Source organism: Edaphovirga cremea (genome assembly GCF_003332275.1).
In the GTDB taxonomy this organism is placed as follows: Bacteria; Pseudomonadota; Gammaproteobacteria; order Enterobacterales; family Enterobacteriaceae; genus Edaphovirga; species Edaphovirga cremea.
In genome coordinates this window covers 57,378-75,533 of sequence record NZ_QOVA01000020.1, presented here as the reverse complement: position 1 = coordinate 75,533, position 18,156 = coordinate 57,378, and the positions used below count along the sequence as shown (strand labels likewise).

At 51.0% G+C, this 18,156-nt stretch carries 19 protein-coding genes and 1 tRNA gene; 7 read left to right on the top strand and 13 right to left on the bottom strand.

Going from position 1 to position 18,156, the window contains the following annotated elements:
- Positions 1–194: 194 nt before the first annotated feature.
- Complete coding sequence (gene fabA / locus DRI82_RS19305) at positions 195–713, bottom strand: bifunctional 3-hydroxydecanoyl-ACP dehydratase/trans-2-decenoyl-ACP isomerase (protein WP_114195539.1); 519 nt, start codon at positions 711–713, stop codon at positions 195–197.
- A gap of 68 nt (positions 714–781) precedes the next feature.
- On the bottom strand, positions 782–2,533 hold the full coding sequence (locus tag DRI82_RS19300; protein ID WP_114195538.1) for an AAA family ATPase: 1,752 nt from the start codon (positions 2,531–2,533) through the stop codon (positions 782–784).
- A gap of 210 nt (positions 2,534–2,743) precedes the next feature.
- Here DRI82_RS19300 and matP point away from each other — a divergent pair, with 210 nt between their 5' ends.
- Complete coding sequence (gene matP / locus DRI82_RS19295; protein ID WP_114195543.1) at positions 2,744–3,202, top strand: macrodomain Ter protein MatP; 459 nt, start codon at positions 2,744–2,746, stop codon at positions 3,200–3,202.
- A 181-nt stretch (positions 3,203–3,383) separates the two neighbouring features.
- On the opposite strand, the gene ompA is transcribed toward matP, so the two are convergent.
- Both ompA and sulA read right to left on the bottom strand, forming a co-directional pair.
- A complete protein-coding gene (ompA, locus tag DRI82_RS19290; protein WP_114195537.1) occupies positions 3,384–4,454 on the bottom strand; it encodes a porin OmpA in 1,071 nt (356 codons plus the stop codon).
- 355 nt (positions 4,455–4,809) lie between these two features.
- Complete coding sequence (gene sulA, locus DRI82_RS19285; protein ID WP_114195536.1) at positions 4,810–5,316, bottom strand: SOS-induced cell division inhibitor SulA; 507 nt, start codon at positions 5,314–5,316, stop codon at positions 4,810–4,812.
- Between the two features lie 219 nt (positions 5,317–5,535).
- Here sulA and DRI82_RS19280 point away from each other — a divergent pair, with 219 nt between their 5' ends.
- Positions 5,536–6,165 (top strand): TfoX/Sxy family DNA transformation protein, encoded by a 630-nt coding sequence (locus tag DRI82_RS19280; protein ID WP_114195535.1) that lies wholly within the window; start codon positions 5,536–5,538, stop codon positions 6,163–6,165.
- Between the two features lie 34 nt (positions 6,166–6,199).
- Here DRI82_RS19280 and yccS read toward each other — a convergent pair whose 3' ends face one another.
- Together yccS and DRI82_RS19270 are read right to left on the bottom strand one after the other, a co-directional pair.
- Positions 6,200–8,329, bottom strand: a complete 2,130-nt coding sequence (gene yccS, locus DRI82_RS19275; RefSeq protein WP_114195534.1) for a YccS family putative transporter — start codon at positions 8,327–8,329, stop codon at positions 6,200–6,202.
- Positions 8,330–8,495: 166 nt separating this feature from the next.
- The gene (locus DRI82_RS19270; protein ID WP_114195533.1) at positions 8,496–8,939 is read right to left on the bottom strand and encodes a YccF domain-containing protein; all 444 of its coding nucleotides are present in this window, start codon (positions 8,937–8,939) and stop codon (positions 8,496–8,498) included.
- A gap of 164 nt (positions 8,940–9,103) precedes the next feature.
- Here DRI82_RS19270 and helD point away from each other — a divergent pair, with 164 nt between their 5' ends.
- Positions 9,104–11,158 carry a DNA helicase IV gene (gene helD / locus DRI82_RS19265; protein WP_114195532.1) on the top strand — a complete coding sequence of 685 codons (2,055 nt, stop codon included), beginning with the start codon at positions 9,104–9,106 and terminating at the stop codon, positions 11,156–11,158.
- A gap of 35 nt (positions 11,159–11,193) precedes the next feature.
- Here helD and DRI82_RS19260 read toward each other — a convergent pair whose 3' ends face one another.
- Both DRI82_RS19260 and DRI82_RS19255 read right to left on the bottom strand, forming a co-directional pair.
- Positions 11,194–11,652: a methylglyoxal synthase gene (locus tag DRI82_RS19260; RefSeq protein ID WP_114195531.1), complete on the bottom strand. Its 459-nt coding sequence runs from the start codon at positions 11,650–11,652 to the stop codon at positions 11,194–11,196.
- A gap of 136 nt (positions 11,653–11,788) precedes the next feature.
- A complete protein-coding gene (locus tag DRI82_RS19255) occupies positions 11,789–12,496 on the bottom strand; it encodes a DUF2057 family protein (protein ID WP_114195530.1) in 708 nt (235 codons plus the stop codon).
- 259 nt (positions 12,497–12,755) lie between these two features.
- Between DRI82_RS19255 and DRI82_RS19250 the strand changes: the two genes are divergently transcribed.
- The gene (locus tag DRI82_RS19250; protein ID WP_114195542.1) at positions 12,756–13,172 is read left to right on the top strand and encodes a CoA-binding protein; all 417 of its coding nucleotides are present in this window, start codon (positions 12,756–12,758) and stop codon (positions 13,170–13,172) included.
- A gap of 51 nt (positions 13,173–13,223) precedes the next feature.
- On the opposite strand, the gene hspQ is transcribed toward DRI82_RS19250, so the two are convergent.
- Both hspQ and rlmI read right to left on the bottom strand, forming a co-directional pair.
- Complete coding sequence (gene hspQ / locus DRI82_RS19245) at positions 13,224–13,541, bottom strand: heat shock protein HspQ (RefSeq protein ID WP_114195529.1); 318 nt, start codon at positions 13,539–13,541, stop codon at positions 13,224–13,226.
- Between the two features lie 62 nt (positions 13,542–13,603).
- The gene (gene rlmI / locus DRI82_RS19240) at positions 13,604–14,794 is read right to left on the bottom strand and encodes a 23S rRNA (cytosine(1962)-C(5))-methyltransferase RlmI (protein WP_114195528.1); all 1,191 of its coding nucleotides are present in this window, start codon (positions 14,792–14,794) and stop codon (positions 13,604–13,606) included.
- Between the two features lie 89 nt (positions 14,795–14,883).
- On the opposite strand from rlmI, the gene yccX reads away from it, so the two are divergent.
- Positions 14,884–15,162, top strand: coding sequence for an acylphosphatase (gene yccX / locus DRI82_RS19235; RefSeq protein WP_114195527.1), 279 nt, complete (start codon positions 14,884–14,886; stop codon positions 15,160–15,162).
- A gap of 21 nt (positions 15,163–15,183) precedes the next feature.
- Here the strand turns inward: yccX and tusE are convergent, their stop codons facing one another.
- Both tusE and yccA read right to left on the bottom strand, forming a co-directional pair.
- Positions 15,184–15,513, bottom strand: coding sequence for a sulfurtransferase TusE (tusE, locus tag DRI82_RS19230; protein WP_114195526.1), 330 nt, complete (start codon positions 15,511–15,513; stop codon positions 15,184–15,186).
- Between the two features lie 126 nt (positions 15,514–15,639).
- Positions 15,640–16,299 (bottom strand): FtsH protease modulator YccA, encoded by a 660-nt coding sequence (yccA, locus tag DRI82_RS19225; RefSeq protein WP_114195525.1) that lies wholly within the window; start codon positions 16,297–16,299, stop codon positions 15,640–15,642.
- Positions 16,300–16,515: 216 nt separating this feature from the next.
- Here yccA and DRI82_RS19220 point away from each other — a divergent pair.
- Both DRI82_RS19220 and DRI82_RS24785 read left to right on the top strand, forming a co-directional pair.
- A tRNA-Ser gene (locus tag DRI82_RS19220) sits at positions 16,516–16,603 on the top strand.
- A gap of 62 nt (positions 16,604–16,665) precedes the next feature.
- Positions 16,666–16,857, top strand: coding sequence for a DUF6538 domain-containing protein (locus DRI82_RS24785; protein ID WP_425452672.1), 192 nt, complete (start codon positions 16,666–16,668; stop codon positions 16,855–16,857).
- Positions 16,858–16,894: 37 nt separating this feature from the next.
- Here the strand turns inward: DRI82_RS24785 and DRI82_RS19215 are convergent, their stop codons facing one another.
- Positions 16,895–18,148 carry a LysR family transcriptional regulator gene (locus DRI82_RS19215; protein WP_114195524.1) on the bottom strand — a complete coding sequence of 418 codons (1,254 nt, stop codon included), beginning with the start codon at positions 18,146–18,148 and terminating at the stop codon, positions 16,895–16,897.
- Positions 18,149–18,156 lie beyond the last annotated feature (8 nt).

Sequence of the window (18,156 nt, the reverse complement as noted above, 5' to 3'; positions counted from 1 at the left end):
GTTTACGGGCCGTAAGTAATCCATAGATGCAAATGTCAGATCGCGATGCGCCTGTTAGGGCGCGGCTGGCAAGAGAGCCTTATAGGCGCATATGAAAAACCTCCGGCTATGCCGGAGGATATTTATTAAACCGATCGTTTTTATTTAAACCGATCGGATGTTCGCATAGCAGATCGCTGTTGCGGACTGGCAGATTAGAAAGCTTCGGTATCTTTGAACAAGCCGACTTTCAGATCGGTGGCCGTATAGATCACTTTCCCATCAACCAACACTTCACCATCAGCCACGCCCATCACCAGCTTGCGGTTAATGACGCGCTTGAAATTCAGGCGGTAGGTGACTTTTTTGGCGCTTGGCAATACCTGCCCGGTAAATTTGACTTCGCCCACGCCCAGCGCGCGGCCTTTGCCTTCTGCACCCAACCAGCCCAGATAGAAGCCGACCAGTTGCCACATGGCATCAAGACCCAGGCAGCCTGGCATGACAGGATCACCGATAAAGTGGCAGCCAAAGAACCAGAGATCAGGATTGATATCCAGCTCGGCTTCGACAAAGCCCTTGCCATGAGAACCGCCATCTTCAGTCATTTTGACGATACGATCCATCATGAGCATATTGCCAGCGGGCAGTGGCGGACCACCTGCACCAAACAACTCGCCGCGGCCAGATGCTTCAAGGTCTTCTTTCGTATAGGATTCGCGTTTATCTACCATGATCAATGTAAGCCTTATTTTATTGAAGGACGCATTCTAGCGAACAGGTGTAAGCTGAACAAGTCCGATCAGCTCCGGCTGAACCAACCCAACCAACGAAACGGCCAAAACAGCGGACGTCGATCGAGCAGTGAAACCTGAGCTATGCGTTCCTGGATTGCACCCAGCAAGCTGGGCTGATGTTCATCAGCGTAAGGTAAACCCGTAATAATTGACAAGGCTTCATCGGCAGAAGTGACGGCCCACAGATGAAATTGGCCTTCACGGACTGCATCCACGACCTGCGGTTGCAGGCACAGATGCCGAACGTTGGTCGCCGGTAAAATCACGCCTTGCTGACCGGTTAGCCCCCGGCGTTGGCACACTTCAAAAAAACCTTCGATTTTTTCGTTAATGCCGCCAATAGGCTGGACGTTACCAAACTGGTCAACCGATCCGGTCACCGCAATCTGCTGATTGATCGGGTGCAAGGAAAGTGCGCTGATCAATGAACACAATTCGGCAAGGGAAGCGCTGTCGCCATCAACTTCGCCATATGACTGCTCGAAAACGATGGATGCAGAGAAGGGCAGCGGCTGTTCAAGCTGCAACTCGGAAATCAGGAACGCCTGCATGATCATCATGCCTTTGGCGTGCAGGTTTCCGCCGAGTTCTGCCTTGCGTTCAACGTCGGTGAATTCACCATCACCAAGATGCACCACGCAGCTGATTCTCGACGGCTCACCAAATGCGCGCGGATGACCGGGGTATTCCAGCACCGACAGGGCATTAATCTGACCAACTATCGAACCTTCGGTTTCGATCAGGATCTGCCCCAGTTCGATCTCGTCCTGCATCCGCTCCGCCAGATAGCTCTCACGCCACGCGCGCGCGTTGTGGGCCGCTTCAAAGGCCTTCAGGCCTAGCAGTTCCTCATCATTATACAGCGCGGTTTCAGAGAGCTGGGCATTGAGCCATTGAGGGGATAAAGGCAAAGTGCCCTGATCGCCACTGAAGCGTATGGATTGGTTCAGAAAGAAGGGCCATGCGTCTTCAGCCAAACGCGGCAGTTCTAACTGATCGGCAAGCGTGTTGATATATCCGCACCACAGTTCCATATCGTCAGGTTCGGTGAGCGGCAGGTCGGATTCAAATTCGCCGTAGAGACCGGTATCAACCATTTCAGGCTCGATCTCATGCAGATCGGCTAAACCATGGCGATCGCCAACCAGAATCAATTTCAGATCCAGCGGCATCGGCGGGATAGTGACCGGCAGAGGTTTCGTTTCGTCAGGAGAGAGCCAACGGTACCAACCGTCGGTAATCATCTGCTTGAGCCGCAACCACATCAACGGCTGCGCCAGCACGGAACGTATCGAAAGAATCAGTACGCCGCCATTGACCTGATGCACCAGCCCCGGCTGTAACGTAATCTCATTTTTATGGATTCTTACGCAACCAAATAACTGTTCGGATTCAACCCAATCCTGAAAGAGGCAAGTAGAGGTAGCGGCAAAAAGATCGCTGCTCCGGCTCGCAGGGCGAACAGAAAAATGGTGATCGTTGTTCGCATAATTACTGCCAGCGAGAGGCATCTCTTCAGGTTGTAACTCTTTTACCGCCTGAGCAATAAGTGCCAGGTATTCGCGACTTTCTTGCGCTTTTATCGTCATAAAACGAGGCGAAGACTGCGGATGGCAAAACAGGGTCAAACCATTTTCCAGTCTTGGCTGTATGGCACCAAAGGTTACAGGTGGCAACTGTGCTGCGTTTGCAAATATTGCCTGATAAGGCGCGGGATCCGGCAGCAGTGTCTGCCATTCAAGTCGGTTATTGGTCAAAGTGTTAGGGTCAGTCAGTAAAAAGGGAAAGGGCGATTATACAAGAATAACGCGGGCTGCATATAAGCAGAGTCACTCTTGTCGGTCAGGAGTATGACAATGGGCCGGGTTTGTGCAAAAAACAATCAAAATCATTCGCTAATTTCACAAGAAAAATCGCCCAAAGCTGTTATGCTTATCAACGTTACGCGGTCACTGAAAGAGCTCACGATGAAATACCAGCAACTTGAAAATCTTGAGAGTGGATGGAAATGGAAATACCTGGTGAAAAAACACCGGGAGGGTGAGCGTATAACCCGACATATTGAAAACAGTGCGGCGCTTGATGCAGTGGAAGAACTGCTTAAATTAGAGAATGAACCAGTCAAGGTAATGGTGTGGATTGAAAATCACATGAATCCAGCACTGGAAAATCGAATGAAGCAGACTATTCGTGCCAGACGTAAACGCCATTTCAATTCGGAACACCAGCATACCCGCAAAAAATCAATCGATCTGGAATTTCTGGTTTGGCAACGGCTGGCAGGACTGGCGCGCAGACGCGGTGCAACGCTGTCAGAAACGATCGTGCAACTGATCGAAGATGCCGAAAGAAAAGAGAAATACGACAGCCAGATGTCATCGCTCAAGCAAGATCTTAAAGAGATCCTTGGCAAGAATAAAACCTAGTTACTTTCCTGTTTTCACTCATCCTATAAAATCAGGCACTGCATATTGTCGCTGCCTGTTTTTGCCTGTTTGCAGCTAAATACTGCCAGCTATAACGTCTCACTGCCCGTTTTTCGCCATGAATCCCAGACGAAAAAAAACCCCGCCGAAGCGAGGTTTTTAGAGAACAGTACAGTGTTAATTAAGCCTGTGGCTGACTAACAATGTCTTTGATGCCTTTAACTTCGATCTCAACACGACGATCTGGTGCCAGGCAGTTGATCAGAGCATCACGGCCTTTCACGCTGTCACAGGTAGAACCGGTAACTGGATTAGCTTCGCCCATGCCACGTGCAGAGATTTTGTTAGCTGGGATACCTTTGGATACCAGGTAATCAACTACGCTCTGAGCGCGTTGTTCAGACAGTCTTTGGTTGAATTGGTCTGAACCGATACGGTCAGTGAAACCCAGAACAACAACAGAGCCGTCTTTAGGATCCATGGAGCTCAACTGGGAGTACAGTTGATCCAGAGCCTGTTGACCTTCTGGTTTCAGCGTCGCCTTGGCGAACGTGAACAGAACGTCAGAACGCATTGTGAAACGCTTGGTTTCAACAACTGGAGCCGGGGCCGGAGTTGGTGCAACTACTGGAGCTACAGCGTCTTCTTGACCGAAGCGGTAAGAAACGCCAACACTCAGCATACCGTTGTCAGGACGTGCGCCAACAGTTTGTGCGTCGCCAATGTTGTTAACCCACTGGTAATCCAGACGGGTAGCCCAGTCTCTGGTTACTGCATATTCCAGACCCACTGCAGCCAATGGAGAAACACCGGTGTCGTTGTCGCTTAAGCGAGTGCCGTTGCCAAAGTTACCTTTAGCATCTGCACGCCAGACCATACCACCCAGACGGGTGTAGATATCCAGATCGTTGGTAATTGGGTAGCTGAGTTTAGCTGCCAATTGAACGCCTTGAGCCTTGAATGCACCGTTGTCTACGCTGCCTTTGTAAGGCATACGGCCAAGCCAGTCATATCCCATTTCAAAGCCCAGGTATGGATTCGCTTGGTAACCAACGAAAGCACCTGCACCGATTTGGTTCTGATGGGTAGGACCGTTACCGATACCTTGATATTCACCACTGAAACCGAAGTCATGGTATACGGACCAACCCAGTTTACCACCGGTGTACCAAGTATCATCTTTCGGGGCGGCTTGCGCTACGGTAGCGAAACCTGCCAGTGCCACTGCTAATGCGATAGCTGTCTTTTTCATTTTGCGCCTCGTTATCATCCAAATAGGCAATGAGCTTTAAGCTGCTTAAGCCCTTGGTTAAAATCCTTCGCCAGGGTTATTGCTCTCGTTTGTAACTTTGCCAATTGATTTGGCCTTATAGAGCAACCTTGGCGATGTAAAGTCTACAACGTGGCGCGAAACTTACAAGTGTGATGTGACTGATGTCCATAAAAAAACGATAAAATGCACACATTTGTTAACATTTAAGGGCTAATGTTGACTAAAAAAGACCTTTTCAGGGAAAAGTAAATGTCGATTCTCCTGCAAAAAGCCTTGTCAGGAGACGATTCTTATTAAGAATGCCCGTTTTTCATGAGAAAACTCCTAAATTCATCTAATGATACAAAGAAGAATGAATTTTTATTGAGGGCAAGTGTCCATCCCGGGGAATTGGATCGATTAATGGCTTCATAATGAATCCATAAGCCTTACCAATCTCTGCCGCTAATCGTAATCTTTCACGGTCAATATCGGTTAAATCTGGCAACCAACCCAACACCACACTGTAGTTTCCTGTCTGCAACGCTTTCTCCATTGCATCCACTGTCGACGTCGGCTGAATTTGGCTCAATTGCACAATTTTTTCTACGGGCAAGCCGGAATGCACCAGCCAATTGCGGCTCAGTTTTTGTTGAGGTGTCAGCCAAAGCAACCAGCGGGATTGTGAACCCAGGTGATGCAATACCGGGAGCAGGATCTGCGAAAGGGCAGGGTGACTCTCATGGTAAACAAACTCGCTGATGACACCACTCTCACTGGACGATGAGGTATTCACCAGATTTGTACCAACCCGCAAAGCATGCCGTCTTTGATTATGATTGTTGAGTGTTTGCATACGCATGAAGAGTTCCGCCATGTAGTTACTGTATAAACATACAGTATATGCAGGATGACCAAAGATCAACCCAATTTTTCCAAGATACCTCGCAGAATTGACAGTGAAATACGATCAAAGTCATTTTGTATTTGGTGGATTTCGGCAAGTTGAGTATTTTGCAATTCGTTGTTCAGGTTACAGTTATTCATGCCGGGCAGGATGAATGTTCGTAAGGGAATCGTAATGAAAAGCATATATAAGCAGCGAGTCGAACAGGCAAAAAACTGCCTCGCCCCATTGGGTGAAATTTGTTCACGTACCCAATTTGGCGGTTATAGTTTGTCGGTTGGCGGGGCGATTTTTGCACTCGTAATGAAAGAAAATCTTTATTTACGGGCCAATGAGAAAAATGAACGCGTGTTTATCAAACACGGCCTCCCCAGAATGGCGTATTCGAAGCGGGGGATCGCCATCAGATTACGTTATTACCGGGTGGAACAGGCGCTGTGGGAGAACGAAACACTGCTGCTGGCGTTGGCGCGCATTGCATTGGAGGGGACGCGTCAGGACGTCGCCGAACGCGCTGCGGATAATCAGCGACTGAAAGATCTGCCCAATATTGGGATCAACATGGAGCGGAGGCTGTGGGTGGCCGGTATAGAAGACCGCCAGCAACTGTATTATTACGGTGCCAAAGAGTGTTTTCTCAAGCTTTCCCGTTTTAATAAGCTGCTGTCGGTCAATGTGCTTCTGGCATTGGAAGGGGCGATTACCGGTTTCCATCAGGCGGCATTGCCAGCGGCGTCAAGGAATGAGCTGATTGCGTGGTTCGAAGAGAATAAACCGGAGAGATCGGCGCGAACGAACAAGTAGCACTTTTTTGGGCCAGATTACTGGCCCTTTTTGATCAATGGGTGATTTTCTTCTGGAGTTCCATCAGTTCCGGGAGCAGGCCCAACATGAGACCAATCTGTTGCAACACTAACTGCGCCTTGCTTTCCTGCGCGGCGCTCTGCTGTGAGATTCGCTTCGCCAGATCAGCCAGCGCGTGCTGAATCCGCAGTTCATCAGACGCACTGTGATGCAGTGCGCCGTCGATGTAGCAGGCGGCATCATCGAGCAATGACAGGATCTGCGCATCGTAAAGCTGTTCCCGGTGGGCACCCAGGGCGGAAATATAGCTAAGCAATGTGTGGTTCAGGCATAACAACCTGAATGTGGCATCTTGCATCGCTCCAGCAGATTTCGGTTCGGCAGACATGTTGGAAATCACGGACGCCAGCTCCGCATCGCAATTGTGTGCATCACGCCGGGCAATACGATAATCGAGGCTGTTGTCTTTTCCCTGATGGTATTGCACCAGAATTGCATCAAGATAACGGCAGTTGGCATTAAACGTTTTAGCCATCACCTGCGGTAATTGCCTGAAGCGCCAGTCCGGCCAGATGAACGTCACCGCCGCCCAGGCGATCGCACAGCCCAGCAACGTATCGATAACCCGCGGCATGGCGACCTCAAACCCTTCCCCCAGCAGGTTAAAACACAGGAGCACCAGCAGGGTGATAAACATGGTGGCGTGTGCGTATTGCACATTGCGGAAGGCGAAAAACAGTACGCCGCTGATCACAATCAGTATCAATTGCCCCTCGACGGACGGGATGAAGTAAAGAATCGGCAAACCGAGCGCAATGCCCGCCAGCGTCCCGATGATTCGCAACGCCAGGCGGCGACGGGTGGCGTTATAGTTTGGCTGGCAGACAAACAGGCTGGTCAACAGGATCCAATAGCCATGATCCATACCGGTCACCTGGATAATGCCGTAGCCGACGCACAGCACCACAGACATGCGGATCGCATGGCGGAACAGCGCCGACTGCGGCGTAATATTACGACGGATGCGTAGACGTATATCGGCCCAGCCTGACAGATTGTCATTCGACAGCCGATTTTCTTGCATATGTTCCAGCGCCAGCGCCTGTTCAGATTCGATATTGGCCAGTTGCGCATCGATTGCCCGCAAGTTATTCAGCAGATGATTCAGCGCGTGCAGGTAATTCTGGTTTTCAGGATCTTGCGACAAACGCTGCAACGTTGCATTCAAATGGTTGAAGGCGCGCTCGAACTTGCTATCGTGCTGATACTTCTGTCGATACAGAATGCATTGCGACACTTGCTGGCAGGCTTTGGCCTGCATCGACAATAGGCGCTGGAAGCGGAACATGATATCGCTGTAGCGAAATTTCACGCTCAGTTGCTGATATTGCGCATGGGACGAACTGGCTCGCTCGTGAATATCCTGCGCGACAAAATAGTAATGCAGGGTTCTGCGGGTTCCGCGCTGTCCCCGGTCACCCTTGAGCCGGGTCAGCAACGACGTTTTGGCCTGATTGAGCGTCGCGACCAGCGTGCTGTTGGCCATCGCGACCTGAATCAGCGGCTGATCGCCATCTTCTTCCAGATCGGGATCGAAAAGGTTGGCCTTGGCCTCAAGATAATGCGCGAGTTGTTGATAGCAGCGGGCAATGTGATCCTGCAAGGGGCGGATGGGGAAAATCATATGCCCGAGCAATGTCAGCACGTTATACCAGACAGCACCCACCAGCAGCAGAATCGGCTGCTGGTACCAGGCATCGTACATGGACGTACCAAGCATGGTATAGATGGCAATCAGCAGGGCACCAAACGCAATCGTGGCGTAACGCTGCCCTAACGCACCCAGCAAAATAAAACCGCAGGTGGAGACCATCAAACCGAGGGCAAACCACCACGGATAGGGAAATAGCAGCTCAATCGAGGCCGAGGCCACAAAAAAGCACACCAGCGTAATGAACAGGTTGCGCAATCTGCCGGTTAAACGGTCATCCAGATCCGCCAATGCCGCAGCCACCACCCCCAGTGTCAGGGGAATGGTGAGTTTCGCCACGCCAAGCCACCAGGGTACAGCGGCGGCACCCGCAAGGGAGAGGAAGATCCTGATGTTATACAGCAGACTGCTGTTGTAGGCGTAACGGCGTACACCCAGAGCGAAAGCGAGCACACAGAACTCCGGTTATGCATATGCAATATATGTACCCTTCGTACTTGAAGTTACAGGGGCGCGCGCACCCGAATCACTGACCGATGTCAGCTCATCGGGATTTGTTTGCTTGCTGCCTACCTGTAACTCAAATTATTTCGGGTAGTGGGTGATAGGTGTACTCAGATTAAAAACGTCTTCTGGCGTTGTTGATTCGCGCTTGTTGCGCCACTTCAACAGGTACCACGCGGCGGCCGATCGGCCAAAGGGCAATGGCGGCAATTTTAAAATTGGCGATACCCACTGGAATCCCGATAATTGTCACGCATTGCACGATCCCGGCTGTAATATGTGACAGGCAGAGCCACCAGCCGAAAAAGATAAACCAGAAAATGTTCAGGACCGTACCGCCGCCAGACAACACGGCATTGCGTTGTTCGGGGTAGAGTTCATCAACATGCATCGCTTCGTTGCCGAACGGGAACAGCGACAGTCGGGTAATTTCCCAGCACGAACGCGTGAGCGGCAGCGTAAAAATCAACACAATGCTGACCAGTGTGGCAAAAAACCATGCCAACGTGGTAAAAAAGCCGCCTAATACAAAATTAAGAATATTCAGTACAGTACGCATAATGATTAATCTGCCCTAGTAAAGTTCAATCCGTAACGCAGGTGGGTATAATTTCTTTAGCTACGCGCTATTCTACCCTTTTTTTAAGGCTGGAGCCTCAACGCTTGCGCAAGGTAAACTGGCGATAACGTGTTATTTATCCTTTACTCTCACGGCGCGATATTATGGAACTGAAATCGACTTCGTTCGGCAAACATCTGGCTCAGCATCCTTACAATCGCGTGAGGTTGCTCAATGCAGGCATCGAGGTCAGTGGAGATAAGCACCATTATCTCATTCCTTTCAATCAGTTGATCGCTATCCAGTGTAAACGGGGAATTGTCTGGGGCGAGCTGGAATTCGAGCTACCGGATGAAAAAGTCGTGCGTCTGCACGGCACCGAATGGCAGGAAACCCAACGCTTTTACCATTATCTGTTGGGGATCTGGCAAGTCTGGAGCCAGGAGATGAGCGAGGTAAGCGCAGGTGTGCTTACCCGACAGGTGCAGGAAATTACCCGTATCGAACAGCAGGATCGCTGGTTCCGCCGTTCCGAATTGGCGCAACTTCAGCAACAAATCATGACCTCTTTCGATGCCTTGCCGATGCCGGTAGAGCGCCTTGCTGCGTTTGAAAATTGCCGGGAAAATTATCAGCGCTGCCTGCAATGGCTGAAGCGCGGGGCGCAAAGTGTCGACCGGCGGAATCTCGCGTGGACAGAACGCACCATCGAACTGAATCAGGCGTTCTTCGATACGGTGGAAAGTTCACCGCTGAACGCCAGTCAAAGCAGGGCGGTCGTGAACGGGGAGGACTCCGTGTTGGTATTGGCGGGCGCGGGGAGTGGTAAAACCTCCGTGCTGGTCGCCCGTGCGGGATGGCTGCTTCAGCGTCAGGAAGCCCTGCCAGAACAGATTTTGCTGCTGGCATTTGGTCGGCAGGCGGCAGATGAAATGAATACCCGCATTAAGCAACGCCTGAATGTCCAGGGGGTGCAGGCCAAAACCTTCCATGCGCTGGCGTTGCTGATTATTCAGCAGGGCAGCAAAAAGACGCCGCAAATCAGTAAGCTTGAAAGTGACAGCAAAGCAAGGCGCAGCTTGCTTATGAAAACCTGGCAGCAGCAGTGCAGTGAAAAGAAAGCACAGGCCAACGGTTGGCGTCAGTGGTTGCAGGACGAACTGGAGTGGGAAATTCCCGACGGTGAGTTTTGGCGCAATAAAGGGTTGGCCGAAAGAGTGGCGGCGCGTCTTGAACGCTGGCTCGGGCTCATGCGCCAGCACGGCGGCAGTCAGGCCGAGATGATTGAGCAGGCATCTGAAGAGGTTCGCGATCTCTTCCAAAAAAGAATCAAACTTATGGGGCCGTTACTCAAATGCTGGAAGGCGGCATTGAAAGAGGAAGGGGCGGTCGACTTTTCCGGGCTGATTCATCAGGCGGTAAATATTCTTGAGAAAGGGCGTTTTATCAGCCCGTGGAAGCATATTCTGGTTGATGAGTTTCAGGACATCTCCCCGCAGCGCGCGCAACTGCTGGTCGCACTCAGAAAACAAAACAGTCAGACCAACCTGTTTGCGGTGGGCGATGACTGGCAAGCCATTTATCGGTTCAGCGGGGCTGAGATGGCGTTGACCACCGCATTTGAAACGCATTTTGGTGAAGGGGCGCAGTGCGCGCTGGACACCACTTACCGTTTCAATCAGCGCATTGGCGAGATCGCCAACAAGTATGTGCAGCAAAACCCTGGGCAGGTAAAGAAACCGCTGAAGAGTCTGACCGAGGGCAATAAAAAGAGCGTCACTCTTCTACCGGAGGATCAGCTTTCGGCGTTGCTCGATAAACTGAGCGGTTTTGCGCGCGAGGATCAGCGCATTCTGTTACTTGCCCGATATCACCATTTGCGACCGGAGGTCATGCAGAAAGCCAAAACGCGCTGGCCGAAATTGACTATTGATTTCATGACGATACATGCCAGTAAAGGGCAGCAGGCAGATTATGTGATCATTCTTGGTTTGCATGAAGCGAAGGATGGGTTCCCGGCCCCGGAAAGAGAGTCGGTTCTCGAACAGGTGTTACTGCCGCAGCCGGAAGATTTCCCAGACGCCGAGGAGCGACGTTTGCTGTATGTGGCGATCACTCGCGCCATCCATCAGGTGTGGCTGATGTATGACAAAGAAAGTCCGTCGATATTTGTTGAGCAACTGCGCGCACTTGGCGTGCCGCAGCAGAGAAAACCCTGAATGAGTCGCCCGGAAAATCTTCCGGGCGAGGCGAATTACTTCAATCTGTCCTGCAGGTAGCGCTGATAATCTGGAATGGTGATCGTCACTTCTTCTTTGAAAAGTGCAGAGCCGATCAGGAAATCAGCGGTTACCCGGTTGTTGGCGACGGGAATATTCCATACGGTCGCCAGACGCAACAGCGCTTTGACATCGGGATCGTGCGGTACCGCGTTCAACGGATCCCAAAAGAAAATCAGCATGTCGATTTTCCCTTCTGAAATCAGTGCGCCCACTTGCTGGTCGCCGCCCATCGGTCCGCTGAGCATGCTTTGCACTGGAAGACCTGTCGCACGTTGCACCAGGTTACCGGTGGTTCCGGTGGCATAGAGAATGTGTTCGGCGAGCAGATCGCGATTGGCTTCCACCCAGTTAAGAAGAATTGTTTTACAGTGGTCGTGGGCTACCAGCGCGATGTGTTTCTGCGCAGCGATGGTACGGGTGGTAAATTCCATTAAAAAGTCCTTGAGCTGGCGTTAAACGATGTCCAGACAGATTACTGAAACTGCATTTTAGTTGAAAGGGAGATGCGGTAAAAATGGGATGACGGGAGAAAAATGCGCCTTTATTCGACAAAAGGCGCAGATAAAATCAATGGCTGGTGTTTTTCCCCGCCCACTCCAGAAAGCGTTTTTGCGTGTCTTTATCGGCTTGCTGGAACCAATATTGCAGCATCTGTTCTGAAACGTTTTCACCTCGCAGGGTGACTGTTTTTTGTGCGACCGGTTTACCCGCCGCGGACATCACCATCACTGGTGGCACACCGGCGGTAGGCGTCGGGACGATGGACGCAAAAGCAGGTACCGCGGCTTTGTTATTGGCACCATTGTATTCAGCCATCGCTTTCTCGAAATTGGCCCCGACACTCAGGCCCGCGATGTGTAACCTATCACTGCGCATAGGCAGGGCTTTACCTGTTTGATCGACCAACTGGTAATCCATGTTTTTATCGAATTTCGCGCCATCGCGATCGGTATCAAGGCGCGGTAATTTAAAGGCCACCAACGCAATGTTTTTGGTGTCAAATGCAACAATCAGCGGTGACGAGGTATACATGACCTGATCACGCGAGCCGGAACGTACCGTTTTCGCTATCTTGAACAGAATTTGGTGCTGCCCACCGTCGAGTTCCAGGCTATCAGCGCCCTTGAGCAACGAACCCGACATTTTCTTGCCATCAACCACCAAAAGATCCAGCTCAGGTGCCAATTTCAAGGTCGTAGCGATGGATGGGGCAATTAGGCAGGCAGACAAAAGTCCCACCACTATCTGACCCACAACGACAGGACCAAATTTCATTCTTCTCTCCTTATTATTGAGCTTAATAAGTATTGTTAAGCAAGAGTCACAATGTGTCAAAGTTTTTCAGTATGGTCTATTAGGTAATATTTACACACATTTATTTGTATTTTGTAACAAAGTTCAGAAGGTGAACAATGGGTGAAAATCTCATTTTCAAGATGAATAATTTATTACCCGCGATGGGTATAGAACCGTCCCACTTTTGCCGCGTTGAGATACACTTGAGGGATGAAATTCATTCAAAGGAGCAATGATTTTGCACGACGCTGAAATCCGCGAAATTCTGACATCGGTACACTCCATCGCGTTGGTCGGTGCCAGCGATAATCCTGCCAGACCGAGTTATGGCGTGATGGCATATCTCTTGTCGCAGGGGTATGAGGTGATCCCCGTCAGCCCGAAATTGGCGGGAAAAACAGTACTCGGTCAGCAGGCTGTGGCCTCACTGAAAGATTTACCGCATAAAGTTGATATGGTCGATGTGTTCAGAAACGCAGAAGCCGCCTACGGCGTGGCGAAAGAAGCTGTCGAAATCGGTGCAAAAGTGCTGTGGTTGCAAATCGGGGTGATCAATGAGCACGCAGCCATATTGGCGAAAGATGCGGGATTGAAAGTGGTGATGGATCGTTGCCCTAAAATCGACATTCCACGTCTCGGACTCAGCAAAGCGTAAAAAAAGCCCCGACAACAATGCCGGGGCCAGAGTTCTCAGGCGTGCTGAAGGTTAATGCCTCAAGCGCGGAGCCTGTAATTGACGCCGTATGGATTCCGCCAGTTCATCCAGTGAAGGTTGTTCAGGGTGCGAATCATCCTGTTCGACATCAAGTTGCGCTTCAGCCAGATAGGTGTGGATGGGCTGACCTTCGTCATCTTCCATCACTACGTGATACCAGGGAGCGAACCGCAGGGTTTCGTTCGCGGCTATTTCTGTGACAGTCGGTTTTTCCAGGGAATATTCCGGATCGATATCGATAACTACACCCAAATACCCCAGCAGTTTGTGCCGTACTTGCTGTCCAATACCAAATTTGCTGGCAATCATAGTGACCTCCTGAGAAACAGTGCCATAACTCCAATATGGGGTTACTTGGCACAATTTCAAGGTTACATCACGCGGCAAGCGAACCCTTTCAAGTAGAGGCCTTCAGGGTATGGCGCGATCACCGGGTGATCCGCAGCCTGACGGAACTGTTCTATAAATTGTATATCACAGCCAGCGTCTACAGCGGCATCGGCCAAAATTTTCTGGAATAAATCCGTTGGCATCAAGCCGGAACAGGAGAAACTCAGCAAGATCCCGCCAGGGTTCAGCAACTGAATCGCCAACATATTGATGTCTTTATATCCCCGACAGGCACTCGCCAACTGGTTCTTGTTTTCGACGAATTTTGGCGGATCCATGATGATCAGGTCGAATTTTTCGCCAGTATCGCGATAGGTGCGCAGCAATTGGAATACGTCGTCACGCACAAACTCGGCTTTCGCCAGATCGAGCTGGTTCAGTTCGATATTCTGCCGGGCAATGTCCAGTGCGGCTTGTGACGTATCAACGCTGATCACCTGCGAGCAGCCGCCCATTAATGTCGATACGGCAAAAGCGCCGGTATACGAGAAACAGTTCAGTACGCGGCGATCTTTGGCGTAACCGCGGGCTGCAAGACGGCTGTCGCGCTGATCGAGATAAAAGCCGGTTTTATGGCCCTGCTGAATATCGACCAGTAATTTCATGCCGTGTTCGCTGATAGGCAATAGGGCGGGTGGCAATTCGCCAGTAACTTGCCCCTGCGTCAGCGGTAAACCCTCTTTCTTTCTCACTGACACATCGGAGCGATCGTAAATAGAGCACTCGGGATAACAGTGCTGCAATGCCGTAATCAACGCGGCACGCTGATATTCCGCACCCGCCGAGAGGAGTTGGAAAACCAGGAAATTCTGGAAGCGATCGATGGTAATGCCGGGCAGACCGTCAGATTCACCGGCGATCAGACGATAACCGTCGAGGCCGTCCCGTTGCGCCAGCCAGTCACGCCAGGTCTGCGCCTGCTGCAAACGACGGACAAAAAAGTCGCTGTCGATTTGCTCATCCTGTTTGAAGGTCCATACCCGCGCCCGGATCTGGGATTGCGGTGAATAGGCACCGCGCGCCAGCCATTTACCCTGACTATCGAGAATATCAATGGTTTCGCCGGAAACGGCTTTACCTTCAACGCGTTGAACGGCACCGGAAAAAACCCATGGGTGGCGGCGGAGCAGGGATTTTTCGCGGCCTTTGGCGAGAAATAAACGTATAGTCATAATATAAATGTGCCAGCTTGAATATTAAAGAGCGACATTGTCAGAGTATGTACCCGAAAATGCAATGGTTAACACCGGAGGAATAAACGATGGCCAACGTATGCGTAGCGGCTTATGTCTATGGTGTGGTGCAAGGTGTCGGTTTCCGTTACACCACGCAACAGCAGGCGACGGACTTGGGTTTAACCGGATATGCGCGCAACCTGGACGACGGCAGCGTCGAAGTGGTGGCCTGCGGTGAGCAGCAACAGGTTGAGGCACTTATCGACTGGCTCAAGCAGGGCGGGCCGCGCCACGCCAGTGTCAAACGGGTTCTCACGGAGCCCAGGGCGGCAGAGGATTTCCGCCAGTTCAAGATTCGCTATTAACCGCCCGCAAGGGCAGGGAATTCAGATACATTTCACCGGCTTGGGCAGACCCGCAATTTTTGTTGCCTGTTTTGCCGGGCCTTTGGGGAAAAGGCGGTAGAGGTAGCGGCTGTTTCCTTTCTCTTCACCGTATTTTTGCGCCATGGCTTTCACCAGCATGCGGATGGCCGGGGACGTATTGAACTCAAGGTAAAAATTACGCACAAAGCGCACCACTTCCCAATGCGCCTCCGTCAGGGCGATGCCCTCTTGCTCTGCAAGCACGGGAGCCAGCGCTTCATGCCAGTCGGCACTGTTTTTCAAATAGCCTTGCGCGTCGGTATCAATGACCTGTCCATCAAACTGCAACATATTTCCTCGGGTGTGGGAATCAACGGAGTGCGCATTCTAGCAAAATTCTGTTGGCGCAAAAATGTGAAGTGATGAAAAACAAAACCCCGCACGCTGGCGGGGTTGGGGGGCAGGGTGGCGTAATAATCAGTTGCTGCGCATAAATCCAAGGATATTGAGCAGGCTGACGAAGACGTTGTACAGCGACACGTACAGGCTGACTGTGGCCCGGATGTAATTGGTTTCACCGCCGTGAATGATATTGCTGGTCTCCCAAAGAATCGCCCCGGAAGAGAACAGAATAAACAGCACGCTAATGGCCAGGTACAGCGCCGGGATCTGTAGGAAGATGTTGGCAATCACTGCCACCAGCAGAACAACAAATCCAGCCATCATCATTCCTGACAGGAACGACATGTCTTTTTTGGTCGTCAATACATACGCCGAGCAACAGAAGAACACCAGGGCAGTTCCACCCAGCGCCATCATGATGATATCCCCGGCGCCGGAGGCAATCAGCGTACTCAGGATCGGGCCGAGCGTATAGCCCATAAAGCCGGTCAGGGCGAAGGCGGCCAGGATGCCCATCGGGCTGTCTGCCAGACGGTGCGTCAGAAACATCAATCCATAAAAACCCACTATCATCAGTAACAGGCCGGGCGCGGGCAGCATAAATACCGTGCTGGCCGTCGCTGTTAATGCAGAGAAGCCCAGCGTCAGCGACAACAGGAAGTAGGTATTGCGCAGCACTTTGTGCGTGCTTAGCAGCGAACGCTCGCGCGATGTAGAGACAACGATACGATCCATAAATGCTCTCGCTTATTAGTAATGATTTATTAAATTTTAGGTAGTTGCCAGACGTTAACAAAGCGCTTTTACCCTTCTTTACGCAGCCCGCTGGCCTGAAAGTGAACAATTTGTCGATTTTAGCGTCATTTGATCATGGAAAGATTATTTTTCAGGCAGTTGATTCAATTGAGGCTTTACAAGCGAATCCGGTCTGTTTATAGTTCGCTTCGTTGCGGAGGAGTGGCCGAGCGGCTGAAGGCAACGGTCTTGAAAACCGTCGATGGGAAACCATCCGTGAGTTCGAATCTCACCTCCTCCGCCACCTTAACCTTTCTGTTGTTTTCTAACGATTTTCACCCCCGGAATCCCAATTGCTACACACAGATGCTACACAACAGGGTAACTGTTATGTGTACACATTTGCTTAAACGTGGCTCCAGATACTCTTTCCGCCGTAAGATTCCCACATCCTTAATTTCCCATTACCAACGTATTGAAATCATTAAATCTCTACGAACTTCTAATCGAGATGAAGCTATGAGGCTTGTACGAAGAGAAGGTTGCTATCCTGGTTGAGGGAGCAGCATATGAATCCTTTCCATGGTCGTCATTTTCAGGCAGAGATCATCCTCTGGGCGAGATGCGTCTGGTGAATAATTTCACGGATGCAGTTCAACAGTGCATCAGTAGCAGGTGAATTCAAGGCTCCCTGGCGAGTCATCAAACCGATCTCCCGTCGTGTACCTGCCAGGCGGATCTGCAGCGGTTTGAGAATGCCTTCTGAAACTTCATAATCTAGTTGATGAGAGGAAACTACCGCAACCGTATCTGAACCAAGCAGCAGCGCACGTACTACGGCGGGATCGCCACTTTCTACTACCGGCCTGGGCGATGCGAGCCCCATTTTGTCGAATGCGGCTTCCAGCAGGTGACGTGATGGTGCGTGACTACGGGGTAAAACCCATTGTATATCACGTAGTTCTTCGTTTTTTATCTTGCGCCCAGATAGAGGGTGATTAGGCCGAGCCAGCAGAATCAGCTCTTCTTCAAATAACATCTCGCTGTGGATATCCAGCAACGCTTCCTCATTGCGCAGTGCACCGATAATGAAATCTATCTCACCAGCGCGCAGTTCAGCTACCAGAGCAGTAAATCCACTCTCATTAGTGACTATTTTTATATCTGGGTGGCAGGAAATAAGTTTGATCATGGCTTGTGGCAGCAGGCGTGCCCGGCTTAATGGCAGGGCACCCACGCGTACGGCGCCGGTCAATGCACCGCTGTATGCCGTGATCTCTTCCGGAATATGATGGAGTGCGTTCAATGCGCGGCTGATACAGGGCGCGATTTCATGACCGGCCGGAGTGGGCACCATCCCTTTTGGTGTTCGATGGAACAGATACATACCCGCACCTTTCTCCAGAACCTTCAACGCTGCGCTTACCGCCGACTGGGTGATATCCAGTACCTGAGCGACATGCAGGGTGTGATGCTGGCGATAGAGGGAGAGGAAGATCTGTAACCGACGTTCGTTGAATAACCAGATGGGCTCAATGTCTTCATCACCGTGATCGTCGCGTTGTTGCAACCGGCGCAGAAGTGCCGGGACCCGAGTCAACTCCGCCATGGCAGAACGGGCTCGTGGGAGAATGAGTTTTCCCAAATCGGTTAACAGCATTCCTTTTGCGTGACGTTCAAATAACGAGATGGCTAATGTGTGTTCAAGATCACGAATAGAACGAGTGATGGCTGACTGAGTGCGAAATAAATTGAGCGCCGCCAAGGACGCCGCCCCCTGTTCAGCCGTCATGCAAAATGCCCTTATTTGCATAATTTTTATTGAGTTATGCTCATCCTTCTTTCGCATATTTCACC

Bases quoted from the DNA above. Each gene is read 5' to 3' on its own strand.
- fabA (WP_114195539.1), bottom strand. From the start codon at position 713: ATGGTAGATAAACGCGAATCCTATACGAAAGAAGACCTTGAAGCATCT.
- matP (WP_114195543.1), top strand. From the start codon at position 2,744: ATGAAATACCAGCAACTTGAAAATCTTGAGAGTGGATGGAAATGGAAA.
- ompA (WP_114195537.1), bottom strand. From the start codon at position 4,454: ATGAAAAAGACAGCTATCGCATTAGCAGTGGCACTGGCAGGTTTCGCT.
- sulA (WP_114195536.1), bottom strand. From the start codon at position 5,316: ATGCGTATGCAAACACTCAACAATCATAATCAAAGACGGCATGCTTTG.
- DRI82_RS19280 (WP_114195535.1), top strand. From the start codon at position 5,536: ATGAAAAGCATATATAAGCAGCGAGTCGAACAGGCAAAAAACTGCCTC.
- DRI82_RS19270 (WP_114195533.1), bottom strand. From the start codon at position 8,939: ATGCGTACTGTACTGAATATTCTTAATTTTGTATTAGGCGGCTTTTTT.
- helD (WP_114195532.1), top strand. From the start codon at position 9,104: ATGGAACTGAAATCGACTTCGTTCGGCAAACATCTGGCTCAGCATCCT.
- DRI82_RS19260 (WP_114195531.1), bottom strand. From the start codon at position 11,652: ATGGAATTTACCACCCGTACCATCGCTGCGCAGAAACACATCGCGCTG.
- DRI82_RS19255 (WP_114195530.1), bottom strand. From the start codon at position 12,496: ATGAAATTTGGTCCTGTCGTTGTGGGTCAGATAGTGGTGGGACTTTTG.
- hspQ (WP_114195529.1), bottom strand. From the start codon at position 13,541: ATGATTGCCAGCAAATTTGGTATTGGACAGCAAGTACGGCACAAACTG.
- rlmI (WP_114195528.1), bottom strand. From the start codon at position 14,794: ATGACTATACGTTTATTTCTCGCCAAAGGCCGCGAAAAATCCCTGCTC.
- yccX (WP_114195527.1), top strand. From the start codon at position 14,884: ATGGCCAACGTATGCGTAGCGGCTTATGTCTATGGTGTGGTGCAAGGT.
- tusE (WP_114195526.1), bottom strand. From the start codon at position 15,513: ATGTTGCAGTTTGATGGACAGGTCATTGATACCGACGCGCAAGGCTAT.
- yccA (WP_114195525.1), bottom strand. From the start codon at position 16,299: ATGGATCGTATCGTTGTCTCTACATCGCGCGAGCGTTCGCTGCTAAGC.
- DRI82_RS24785 (WP_425452672.1), top strand. From the start codon at position 16,666: ATGCTACACAACAGGGTAACTGTTATGTGTACACATTTGCTTAAACGT.
- DRI82_RS19215 (WP_114195524.1), bottom strand. From the start codon at position 18,148: ATGCGAAAGAAGGATGAGCATAACTCAATAAAAATTATGCAAATAAGG.